The sequence below is a fragment of the Haloferax sp. AB510 genome (assembly GCF_024136985.1).
GTDB lineage: Archaea > Halobacteriota > Halobacteria > Halobacteriales > Haloferacaceae > Haloferax.
Genome location: NZ_JAMYJY010000121.1, coordinates 1 through 10,965, shown reverse-complemented (window position 1 = coordinate 10,965; position 10,965 = coordinate 1). Strand labels below are relative to the sequence as shown.

Here is a 10,965-nt window from a genome sequence, read left to right as displayed (position 1 = left end):
GTGGTTCCGCCGGGCCGACCCCGTCGCTCGGGTGTTCCGGCTGTACGGCCTCCTCGCACCGGTCCAGCGGGGCGACGACGGCGGCCTCTCGATTTCGGTTCCCGGCGCGGGGCTGGCGCGCGCCCGCGAGCGACTGGGAGCCGACGACGTGGCCTTCGTCGTCGCGCTCCTCTGGGTGACGACGTTCGACGGCCTCGTCGTCACCGTCGCGTGGGGCCGCGTCCTCGACGCCGCGGCACCGACTCCCGCGTGGCTCCTGAACCTCGTCGGAATCGTCGCGGGTTTTCTGGTCTTCCTCGGCGGCTACCGACTAGCCGCGCGGGTCGCCCGCCGAACCGCTGATACATACGTGACCGTCGGCTTCGTCGCCGGTTGGTTCGCGCCCGCGTTGGTCCCTATCGCCGCCGGCTACCATCTCGCGCACTTCCTCGGCTACGTCGTCGGACTCGCGCCCGCGCTGGTCGCGGTCGCGGCCTCGCCGCTGTCGCCGCCCGCGAATCCCTCGGTACTGGCCGTTCCGGCGTGGTTCGGCGGCCTCCAGTTGGCGTTCGTCGTCCTCGGCCACCTGCTTTCGGTGTGGGTCGCTCACGCCCGCGCGTTCGACCTCTTTCCGGGTCGCCTGCAACCGCTCCGGAGCGAGTACCCCTTCGTCGCCGTCACGGTCTGCTACACGATGGCGAGCCTGTGGGTCGTCGCCCAACCGACGGTCGGAGGTGTCGCGGGATGAGTCGCAAAGCGAGTCGTGGGGTGGGTCGCGAAGACTCGGTCGTCGTCCCCGAGACCGCCGTCCCTGACGGCGAGACCGCGGCCGCGACGTGTCCGTACTGCGACCGCCCGTTCCGACAGGAGCGACTCCGGGACCTCCACGTCGGCGACGCGCACGAAGGGCTGAGCGACGGCGAGACCGCGGCGTACGAGGCCGCGGTCGAGGCAGAGGACGAAGACCTGTTCGTCTATCACCTGAAGGTCGCGGGCGCACTCGGGATGGTCTTCACGGCGCTGTTCCTGCTCGCAGTCGTCGGTTTTAGCCTGTGAACCGTCTTGCTCCGGGCGGCGCGGTCAGGCGTGGTCGCCGCCGCCGTGTTCCTCCTCGTGCGGGTCGGGCAGGCGCATCACGACGCCGGTGAGGACGCCGACGCCCGCCAGCGCGACCACGCCGCCGACCACCACGAGTAGTTCAGTCGCGCCGACGGCCTCCGAAACGAGGAGGACCGCGAGTCCGACGACGACTGCTCCGAAGGCGGCCGCGAGTGCGACGGTTGTTCTGTTCATGCGTATTGTTACCACGCCAAAGTCAAAGAAGGTACGTGCGACATCGGGGTGGAGGGAGCGTGGAGTGGAGGAAGGACGGCCGACTACGTCGCGTTCTCGCCGGTCGTCGCGGCGGCGACGACGAGCGCGAAGACGGCCACCGCGAGCACGAGACCGGGGCCGACGACGAGCGGGTCGGTGAGCCTGCCGGGGGCGACGCGAGTCATCATGACGGTCACGCCGACGCCGACGGGGACCGAAAACAGCAGGGCGTAGCCGACCGCGACGAGGGTTTCGCGGGAGCGCCACCGGGGATGGGAGTCGGCTCGCACGGTCACAGGAGCGAGTACGACGCCGCGAGCGTAAGCGCCAGCGCGGCCGCGAGGCCGATGCCGACCAGATACGTCAGCGACCGCGGCTCGAACCGGAGGTGCTGGAAGTACGCCGCGACCAGCACCGCCTTCGCGACCGACAGGACCATGATGACGCCGAAGGCCAGCCAGTAACTCAGTCCGGCGAACTCGACCAACACTTGGACGGTCGCCGAGACGAACAACACCACGTAAATCGCCGTATAGAGTTTCGTTGATACCATTTCTGTCACCTCACAGGATGTAGAACAGCGGGAACAGGAACAGCCAGACGATATCGACGAAGTGCCAGTAGAGGCCGAAGTACTCCACCGAGCGGCTGTCTTCGAGATACGCGCCCCGCCAGGCGCGCGCGGTCAGGTACAGCGCGATGACGAGCCCCGCGATGACGTGGGCGGCGTGCAGGCCGGTCGTGAGGAAGAACGTCGAGGCGCGGACGTTCGTCGAGAGCCACAGACCCTCGTGGAACAGGTGTTGCCACTCTAACCCCTTGTTGACGAGGAAGCCGATGCCGAGGACGAACGTCGCGCCGAGGCTCGTCACGAGGCCCCACTTGTGTTTCTTCTCGGCCGCGACGAGCGCGAGCACGACCGTGAAACTACTCGTGAGCAGGATGTACGTGTTCACGAGCCCCGGAATCGGGTCGGAGGGAATCGGCTCCCAGCCGGTCCAGCCGAAGGCGACCCGGGTGAACACGTAGGCCCCGAGGAAGCCGCCGAACAGCACCACGTCGGACGCGAGGAATATCCACATCCCGACCTTGCCGTTGTCGATGCCGGCGAAGGGCCACGCCTCGCCCTCCTCGAAGACCGGGCCGTGGAACGGTTCGAGCCCCATGGCGACGAGCGACCCGAGGGTGACGACGCCGCCCGCGACCGTCGTGGTCGCGTAGGCGGCCCCGACCATCCCCTCGGGGAACGCGGCGTCCTGAAGCGGCGAGAGGCCGAGGAGGACGAGGAACGCGCCGGCGGAGAGGACGAACGGCCAGATGCTCGCGTGACTCGGACCCTCGACTTCGGTCGCTTCGGCGGTCGGCAGTTCCGCGTCCGCCGTGACCGCTGTCGTTGCCGACGCGGTGACGCCGCCGTCGGAGACGGCCGCGCCGGTCGGCCCGTCAGACCGGTCCTCGCTCGGCGCGACCTCGCCGGCGTCGAGGAATTCGAGGTGGCCGTTGCGGTAGGTCGGCGTCCCGTCGAAGTTCTCAAGCGGCGGCGGCGACGAGACGGCCCACTCGGCCGTGGTCGCGTACTCCCACGGGTTGTCGGGAGCGGGGTCGCCGACGAAGGCGCTCTTGAACAGGTTGTAGAACATGATGAGGAACGACAGACCGAGGACGAACCCGCCGACCGTAGCGAGCTGGTGCCACGGCGCGAGTTCGGGTGCGTAGTCGAACACGCGACGGGGGGTCTCCCACGCGACGAAAAGCGGGAAGTACAGCAGGTTGAAGCCGACGAAGTAGACGGCGAAGTGGAGTTTACCGAGGAACTCGTCGTACATCCGGCCGGTCATCTTCGGGAACCAGTAGTAGAGGCCGCCGACGAGGGCCGTCACCCCGCCGACCATCACGTAGTGGAAGTGGGCGACGACCCAGTAGGTGCCGCGGAACTCGTAGTCGAGGACGACCGCGCCGAGGAAGACGCCGGTGATGCCGCCGATGATGAACAACAGGAGCGCCCCGAAGACGAACAGGAACGGCGTCGTGAAGCGTATCTTCCCCTTCAGCATCGTGTAGATGAGCGCGAACACCATCAGGTCGAACGGCAGGGAGATGCCGATGGTGGTTATCATGAACAACGTCTTCACCTGCAGGTTGATGCTCGTCAGGAACATGTGGTGCATCCAGACGGCGAAGCTCTGGATGGCGACGAGCACCATCGCGAGGATGAACCACTTGCGGCCGACGATGCGGCGGCCGGTGAACGTCTGGAACACCTCGGCCATGACCCCGAGCGCCGGGAAGAAGACGATGTACACCTCGGGGTGGCCGAAGAACCAAAACAGGTGCGTCCACAGGAGCGCCCCCGCCGGCGACTCCATGGCGAAGTAGGTCGTCCCGAGCAGGCGGTCCGACGAGAGCACCAGAAGCGCCGCCAGAAGCGCCGCGAAGGCGAACAGCATCATCCACGCCGTCAGGAGAATCGTCCAGCTAAACAGCGGGACGTTCCGGAGCGTCAGCCCCTCGGCGCGCATCCGGTGCATCGTCGTCAGGAAGTTGACCGACGAGACGGTGACCGAGGCGACGAACAACACGAGCGCCAAGACGGCCGTCGACGCCCCCACGTCCGGCGTGAACGTCGGGACGCTCAGCGGGGCGTACATCGTCCACCCGCCGGAGAACGTCCCCCCTTGGAAGAACGAGACGCCGAACAGGATGCCCGAAAAGAGATAGAGCCAGTACGACAGCGCGTTGAGCCGCGGGAACGCGAGGTCCTTCGCGCCGAGTTGGAGCGGAACGACGTAGTTGGCGAAGCCGAACGCGAACGGCGAGAGGAACCAGAACACCATCAACAGCCCGTGGGCCGAGACGGCCTGGTTGTACGCGACGGGCGCGAGAATCCCCTCGCCGAGCCCGCGCGGAGCGAGCAGTTGAATGCGCATCAGCCACGCGAGGACGCCGCCGAGCACGAGGAAGAACAGCGACGTGACGATGTAGAGGATGCCCACGTCCTTGTGGTTCGTCGTGACGAACCAGCGCTTGATGCTCCCCGTGCCGGGGAAGTCGTGGCCGTGGTCGTCGTGTGCGACCTCGTGGCCGCCGTCGGCCGCGGCGTCCCGCTCGGGAGACGCGTCGGTCATGGTGCCACCGCCGGTCGGAGGCTCGACTCGTTCGCGGTCGCGCTGTCCGCGTCCGCGTTATCCGCGGTCGTGTTCGCGTACCACGCTTCGTACTCGTCGGGCGGCATCACGATGACCTCGGCGGACATGTAGGAGTGGCCAGCCCCGCAGAGTTCGTAACACTGCGCGGTGTACGTCCCCGGTTCGTCGGCGGTGAACCACGTCTCCGTCTCCTGGCCGGGGATGGCGTCGGACTTGACGCGTAACTCCGTGATGCCGAAGTTATGGAACACGTCCGCGGTGGTAATCGTCAGTTGGACGGGCTGGTCGGCGGGGACCCGGAGCACGCCGTCGGTGGTGTGGCCGTTCGGATAGGTAAAGCGCCAGCCGAACTGGTAGCCCTCGACCTCGACGTCGAGCGACTCGGCGTCGGAGGGGCCCTCTTCGACGTACAGGAGCGTCAGATACGTCCACGAAACCAGCGAGACGACGATGACCATGCTCATGAAAAACGAGGTGAACAGCTTCCGGCCCCCACCGCTTCCCGACGGGAGTTCGCCGAGGACGAGGCGGTCCCCGTCGTCGATGTGACCGTTTCCGGAGCCGGAACGATACTTGTACGCGTTGTAGAGCATGTACCCCACGACGACGATCCCGACGAGCGTCCCCAAGAGCAGGAACACCTCGAAGATGCTTTCGAAGACGAACGTGCGCGTCCCCCGCGGGACCAACCCCGACTGGAGCGGGAACGCGGCCGCCGGTACAAGTTCCGTGACCATTGATAACACCACCCAGATAGTATAATTAACGTTCGTGATGATTATTGTTTCGGAGAAATCGAGGGCGGGCGGCGTCAGACGCTCGGTTCCGGTCGCTCACGACGAACGGCGGGGAGAGCGAAACGGGCGGCGGTCGGGGTCGCGGACGACGACAGACGGCGACCCGACCGCCGGCGACACCCGGTCAGACCTCGTGTTGCGGGATGTCCGCGAACAGGTCAAGCAGGTAGCCGAGCGAGAGGCCGTACACCCAGTGGGCCAGAAGCGAGAACACGAGGAACGAGAGGATGACGAACGCGTTGGCCGCCGGCCAGAACGCCGGGACGAACCCCACCCAGTAGAGCGTCGCGAACGACACGCCGCGGAGGTACTTCGGCGACTCCGGCGGGAGGAATGCCCCGACGACGACGAACGTCACCGGGAGGACGATGACCCCGCCGATGCCGAAGAGGAAGGCCCCGAGAGCGAGCGTCGGTTCGTAGCCGAAGAACGCCGCCATCCCGGCGAATCGCGTAATCGGCTCGGTCGTGAAGAGACCGAGCAGTTCGGGGATGCCGACGAGGACGGGCAGCATCAGCACCGTCCCGACGAACCCGCTCGCCATCGCGGTGAGGATGACGCGACCCGTGATTTCGTAGTCGGCGGCCTCGCCGACGCGCTGTTCTACCGCGGTGGCCGGGTTCGGCGTTTCTTGGCTCATACTCCCGTCATACTACGGGTTCTTGCATGATAAAAGGTAACAAATACCTCGATACTGAGGGGTCGCCGGCGCGAGTCACCGAGGTTTTTGCCTCCCGGACGCGCCCGTCGAAGCATGTACGAAGTCGAGGTCAAGGTCCGCGCGGACCACGACGCGGTTCGCGAGCGACTCGACGCGGTCGAAGCCGAACAGGTCAACCGCGTCGCCCAGACGGACACCTACTACGACGCCCCGCACAGGGACTTCGCCGAGACCGACGAGGCGCTCCGACTCCGGCGCGAGTCGCGCTACGAGGGTGGTGACCTCGCCGACGAGGAGACCGTCGTCACCTACAAGGGACCGCTCGTCGACGAGTCGTCGAAGACGCGCCGAGAGTACGAGACGGGCGTCGAGGACGGCGAGACGATGGACGCCATCTGCGAAGCGGTCGGCTTCGAACCCGCCGCGACCGTCGAGAAGGAGCGCGAGCGGTTCGCCCTCGACGGCTACACCGTCTCACTCGACTCGGTGTCGGGGCTCGGCGAGTTCGTGGAGGTCGAAGTCGAGGTCGAATCCGGCGTCGACGACGCCCGCGAGGGGGCGTTCGCCGTCCTCCGCGACCTCGGTCTCGACCCCGACGACCAGATTCGGACCTCCTACCTCGGGATGCTGCTGGGCGCGCCCGAGGAGTAGTCGAGTTGTCCGCTCTCGCAGGCGTCCGTTCTCTCGGCAGATACTGCCCGAGCATACTCTCAGGTAATACGAGTGTAGCCAAAGGTTTCCGCAAGTTATAGAACCGCCCGCCGGGTACGTCCCGCCAATGAGCGACCGAAATATCCGCCTCGAATCCGCCGACAAGCGCGCGGTCGAGGACCAGGAGGTCGAAATCGTCGAGCGAAAGGGAATCGGGCACCCTGACTCCATCTCCGACGGCATCGCCGAGAGCGTCTCCCGCGCCCTCTCGAACCTCTATCTCGACCGCGTCGGCAAGGTGCTTCACTACAACACCGACGAGACCCAGCTCGTCGCCGGCACGGCCGCGCCCGCCTTCGGCGGCGGCGAGGTCATCGAACCCATCTATCTCCTCATCGTCGGCCGCGCCACGAAGGAGTACGACGGCGAGAAGATTCCCGTCGATTCGACGGCGCTCCGGGCCGCCCGCGAGTATCTCAACGAGAACATCCCCGGACTCGACGTGGGCACGGACATCATCGTCGACGTGAAGCTCGGCGAGGGGTCCGGTGACCTCCAAGACGTGTTCGGCGAGGAGACCCAGCAGGTCCCGATGGCCAACGACACGAGTTTCGGCGTCGGCCACGCCCCCCTGACCGAGACGGAACGCATCGTCCTCGAAGCCGAGCGCGCCCTCAACGGCGCGGCCTACGGCGACGACCATCCCGAACTCGGACAGGACATCAAGCTCATGGGCAAGCGCGAGGGCGACGTCATCGACGTGACCGTCGCCGCCGCGATGGTCGACAAGCACATCGAGGACATCGACGACTACATCGCCGCCGTCGACGGCGTCCGCGAGTTCGTCACCGACCTCGCCACCGACTACACCGACCGCGAGGTCAACGTCGAGGTCAACACCGCCGACGACTACGAGGAGGGCTCCATCTACCTCACGACGACCGGCACGTCTGCCGAGCAGGGCGACGACGGCTCCGTCGGCCGCGGGAACCGCGCCAACGGCCTCATCACGCCGAACCGCCCGATGAGCATGGAAGCGACCTCCGGCAAGAACCCCGTCAACCACATCGGGAAGATTTACAACCTGCTTTCGACCCACATCGCCGAGACGGTCGTCGCCGAGGTCGACGGCATCCGCGACCTGCAGGTCCGCCTGCTCTCGCAGATCGGTCGCCCCATCGACGAACCGCACGTCGCCGACGCGAAGGTCATCACGGACGAGGGCGTCACCGTCGCCGACATCGAAGACGAAGTCGTCGCCATCATCGACCGCGAACTCGCCAACGTGACCGACATCACCCGTCGGACCATCGAAGGCGAACTCAGCACGTTCTGAGGCGGCGACTCGCAGGGGCGCGAAAACAGGACGCAGAACGCCGCGTCGCCCGCGAGGGCGATTACGCCGACTTCTCGACGTAGTACTTTTCGACCAGTCGCGCGGCCGCCTCGGCCGTCTTCCGGTAGTCGCGGTCGCCGTCCGGCGTCCGAACCGCGTACTCGTAGTGCCGGCTGCTCGGCACGTACCACTTCTCGGGGAAGTCGTCGAGGACGTGCTGCGGGTCGCCGTTCTTTGGCGCGCCTGCGCCCGCCTCGACGACGGGGTCGGTGGTGGCGGCGGCGGGGTCGGTTCCGTCCTCCTCCTCGGCTTCACCCGCATCCACAGCCCCGTCGTCCTCGGCACCGTCCGCAGTCGCCGCGCCGTCTCGGGGGGCCATCACGGACGGGTCGGACTCCACGAGGAGCGTCTCGGGCACGTCGGGGTGTGACGCCGAGATGCCGCGGTGGACGCCGGGCGTGTTCGACGCCGCGAGCGTCTGTTCCATCAGAATCTTCTGCATGCTAATCTCGTGGCCGTCGCCCGGGTCGCGCTGGTCGTAGGTGCCGTCGGCGTGCATCTCCCACGCCTTCCGGTTGTCCGCGAAGCCGAGTTCGAGGATGAACCGCAACTGCTCGCGGATGTCGGGGTCCTCGACGGGCGCGACGGCCTCCACGCGCTTGTCGAGGTTGCGGGTCATCCAGTCCGCGGAGCCGATGTAGTAGTCGGGGTCGCCCGCGTTCTCGAAGTAGAAGATGCGGGAGTGTTCGAGGAAGCGGTCAACGACGCTCCGGACCGTGACGGTCTCCGAGACGCCCTCCAGACCGGGGCGGAGCCGACAGATGTCGCGGACGAGCAGGTCGATGTCGACCCCGGCCATCGAGGCTTCGTACAGTTCCTCGACGATACCGGGGTCTTCGAGCGCGTTCATCTTGGCGACGATGCGGGCGTCGCGGCCAGCGCGAGCGTGTTCGGCCTCCCGGCGGATGCACTTCGTGAACTCGTTTCGCATCGTCACGGGCGCGATGAGGAGCTTCCGGAACTCCTCGTCCAAGGAGGGGCCGGTGAAGAAGTTGAACACCTTCACGAGGTCCTGTCCGATGTCGCGGTCGGCGGTGAGGACGCCGAGGTCGACGTAGCCCTTCGCGGTCCCGGAGTGGTAGTTGCCGGTTGCGACGTGGGAGTAGAGGCGGACGCCGTCTTCCTCCTCGCGGACGACGAGGGCGGTCTTCGTGTGCGTCTTCAGCCCGATGGTGCCGTAGGCGACGTGGATGCCTTCCTCTTCGAGGCGACGGACCCATTCGAGGTTGTTCTGCTCGTCGAACCGCGCTTTGAGTTCGACCATCGCCGCGACCTGCTTGCCGTTGTCGGCGGCGTCGATGAGCGCCTCGATGATTTTCGAGTCCGACGCCGTCCGGTAGATGGCGGCCTTGATGGCCAACACGTTGGGGTCGTTAGCGGCCTCGTCGAGGAACTCCTGGACGGTGTCGCCGAACGAGTGGTACGGGTGGTGCAACAGCACGTCCTTGCGGCGAATCTCGTCGAAGATGGTGTCGCTGTCCTCGGCGGCCGCCTCGGTGGCCGACGCGCCCGGACCGATTCCCGCGTCGGTCGCGTCGAGGTCCGAAAACCGTGGGTGTGACTGGGGCGTCCACGACTCCAGCGAGAGGTCCGGCCGGTCGAGGTCCGTGAGGTCCATCAACTCGCGGTAGTCGAGCGGCCCGCGGAGTTCGAACACCTCGCGGTCGTCGAGGTCCAACTGCTCGACGAGGAGATCCCGCGCCGCCTCGGGCGCGTCGGCCTCGATTTCGAGGCGGACGACGGTGGCGAAGCGGCGCTGTTCGAGCACCTCCTCTATCATGTCGATGAGGTCCTCTGCGACCTCCTCGTTGCGGCGGACCTCGGCGTTCCGCGTCAACTTGAACACCGCGGTGTCGACGACCTCGACGTTCGGGAACAGGAGGTCGAGGTTGGCGCGGATGACCTCCTCCAAGAGGACGTATCGGACCTCGTCGCCATCGGTCTCGACCTCCACGAGTCGCGGGCGGTTCTGCGGAATCTTCACGCGCGTGAACGTCTGGTCGCCGTCGTCGTCCCGCGTGATGACCGCGAGCGACAGCGAGAGATTCGAGATGAACGGGAACGGGTGCGCCGGGTCGAACGACAGCGGCGTGAGTGTCGGCAGCACCGAGAGTTCGAAGTAGTCGCGCATCTCCGCCCGCTGGTCGGGCGTCAGGTCGTCGTAGTCGCAGATGCGGATTCCCGCCTCGGCGAGCGCCGGGCGAATCTCCTCGCGGTAGCACGCGGCCTGTCGCTCGAACATGGGCCGGGCCTTATCGATGGACTCCTCCCACTGCTCGCGGGGCGTCCGGCCGTCGGTCGTCCGCTCCGTCACGCCGGCGTCAATCTGCTGTTTCAGCCCACCGACGCGCTTCATGAAGAACTCGTCTAAGTTCTTCGTGAAGATGGAGAGAAAGCGGACCCGTTCGAGAAGCGGGTTCCGGTCGTCGAGGGCTTCGTTGAGCACGCGAGACTGGAACTCCAGTTCGCTCAGCTCGCGGTTGAGATAGTACTGCGGGGCTGCGAGGTCGATGTCGGCTGGCGACTCGTCGGTCATTGGCATCGAATGGGCATCGAAGTGGCGGCAGTTGTTCGTCGAGAGCGGCCGCGGGGCGGTCGGCGGTTGTACGAGACAGAGACGGGGTGAAATCTATTAAGCGGTTTATATTGTTTCGCCGTCTGTCTACGGTTCAGTAAATTGTACTATTTACAAATATATAACACTAATAGCGGTAGATAGCGCCGTGCCGCGCCGGGTGCGAACGCCCCGCGAAACGAGACGCTGAAGGGTTCCCGCGGAGAACGTCGACCGTGAATCAGACGGCGCACGTCGTCCTCGTCGGCTACGGCGAGGTGGGCACGAAGAGTTCGAGCGTCCGGGCGAAGATGGAGGCCAGACTGCGGACGAACCTCCAAGCGGTTCTCGACGACCGCTCGCTCTCGGGCCGCGTCGAGCGGGAGTGGTCCCGCCTGCTCGTCCGCGACGTGGCCGACGCCGACGCCGTCGCGGCCGCCTGCGCCGAGATCACCGACGCCCATAGC

General features: G+C 66.5%; 10 protein-coding genes and 2 pseudogenes. 5 read left to right on the top strand and 7 right to left on the bottom strand.

What is annotated here, in order from left to right:
* Together NKF06_RS17770 and NKF06_RS17765 are read left to right on the top strand one after the other, a co-directional pair.
* Positions 1-727: pseudogene (locus NKF06_RS17770) on the top strand (hypothetical protein); the annotation flags it as partial.
* 20 nt (positions 728-747) lie between these two features.
* The gene (locus NKF06_RS17765) at positions 748-1,035 is read left to right on the top strand and encodes a hypothetical protein (protein WP_253246169.1); all 288 of its coding nucleotides are present in this window, start codon (positions 748-750) and stop codon (positions 1,033-1,035) included.
* A 24-nt stretch (positions 1,036-1,059) separates the two neighbouring features.
* Here the strand turns inward: NKF06_RS17765 and NKF06_RS17760 are convergent, their stop codons facing one another.
* The 6 genes from NKF06_RS17760 to NKF06_RS17735 form a co-directional block, all read right to left on the bottom strand.
* Positions 1,060-1,272, bottom strand: a complete 213-nt coding sequence (locus NKF06_RS17760) for a hypothetical protein (protein ID WP_253246167.1) — start codon at positions 1,270-1,272, stop codon at positions 1,060-1,062.
* 83 nt (positions 1,273-1,355) lie between these two features.
* A complete protein-coding gene (locus tag NKF06_RS17755) occupies positions 1,356-1,589 on the bottom strand; it encodes a hypothetical protein (protein WP_253246166.1) in 234 nt (77 codons plus the stop codon).
* The gene (locus tag NKF06_RS17750; protein WP_253246165.1) at positions 1,586-1,846 is read right to left on the bottom strand and encodes a cytochrome C oxidase subunit IV family protein; all 261 of its coding nucleotides are present in this window, start codon (positions 1,844-1,846) and stop codon (positions 1,586-1,588) included. Before NKF06_RS17750 ends, NKF06_RS17755 begins: the two co-directional genes overlap by 4 nt.
* Positions 1,847-1,856: 10 nt before the next feature.
* Complete coding sequence (locus tag NKF06_RS17745) at positions 1,857-4,418, bottom strand: cbb3-type cytochrome c oxidase subunit I (protein ID WP_253246164.1); 2,562 nt, start codon at positions 4,416-4,418, stop codon at positions 1,857-1,859.
* The gene (gene coxB, locus NKF06_RS17740) at positions 4,415-5,176 is read right to left on the bottom strand and encodes a cytochrome c oxidase subunit II (protein ID WP_058827813.1); all 762 of its coding nucleotides are present in this window, start codon (positions 5,174-5,176) and stop codon (positions 4,415-4,417) included. Before coxB ends, NKF06_RS17745 begins: the two co-directional genes overlap by 4 nt.
* A 184-nt stretch (positions 5,177-5,360) precedes the next feature.
* Complete coding sequence (locus tag NKF06_RS17735; RefSeq protein ID WP_253246163.1) at positions 5,361-5,876, bottom strand: DUF6789 family protein; 516 nt, start codon at positions 5,874-5,876, stop codon at positions 5,361-5,363.
* A 114-nt stretch (positions 5,877-5,990) separates the two neighbouring features.
* Between NKF06_RS17735 and cyaB the strand changes: the two genes are divergently transcribed.
* Together cyaB and NKF06_RS17725 are read left to right on the top strand one after the other, a co-directional pair.
* The gene (gene cyaB / locus NKF06_RS17730; protein WP_058827811.1) at positions 5,991-6,548 is read left to right on the top strand and encodes a class IV adenylate cyclase; all 558 of its coding nucleotides are present in this window, start codon (positions 5,991-5,993) and stop codon (positions 6,546-6,548) included.
* Positions 6,549-6,675: 127 nt separating this feature from the next.
* A complete protein-coding gene (locus tag NKF06_RS17725) occupies positions 6,676-7,884 on the top strand; it encodes a methionine adenosyltransferase (protein ID WP_253246162.1) in 1,209 nt (402 codons plus the stop codon).
* Positions 7,885-7,945: 61 nt separating this feature from the next.
* Here NKF06_RS17725 and ppk1 read toward each other — a convergent pair whose 3' ends face one another.
* The gene (gene ppk1, locus NKF06_RS17720) at positions 7,946-10,480 is read right to left on the bottom strand and encodes a polyphosphate kinase 1 (RefSeq protein WP_253246168.1); all 2,535 of its coding nucleotides are present in this window, start codon (positions 10,478-10,480) and stop codon (positions 7,946-7,948) included.
* Positions 10,481-10,734: 254 nt separating this feature from the next.
* Between ppk1 and NKF06_RS17715 the strand changes: the two are divergent.
* A pseudogene (locus tag NKF06_RS17715) lies at positions 10,735-10,965 on the top strand (tRNA 4-thiouridine(8) synthase ThiI); the annotation flags it as partial.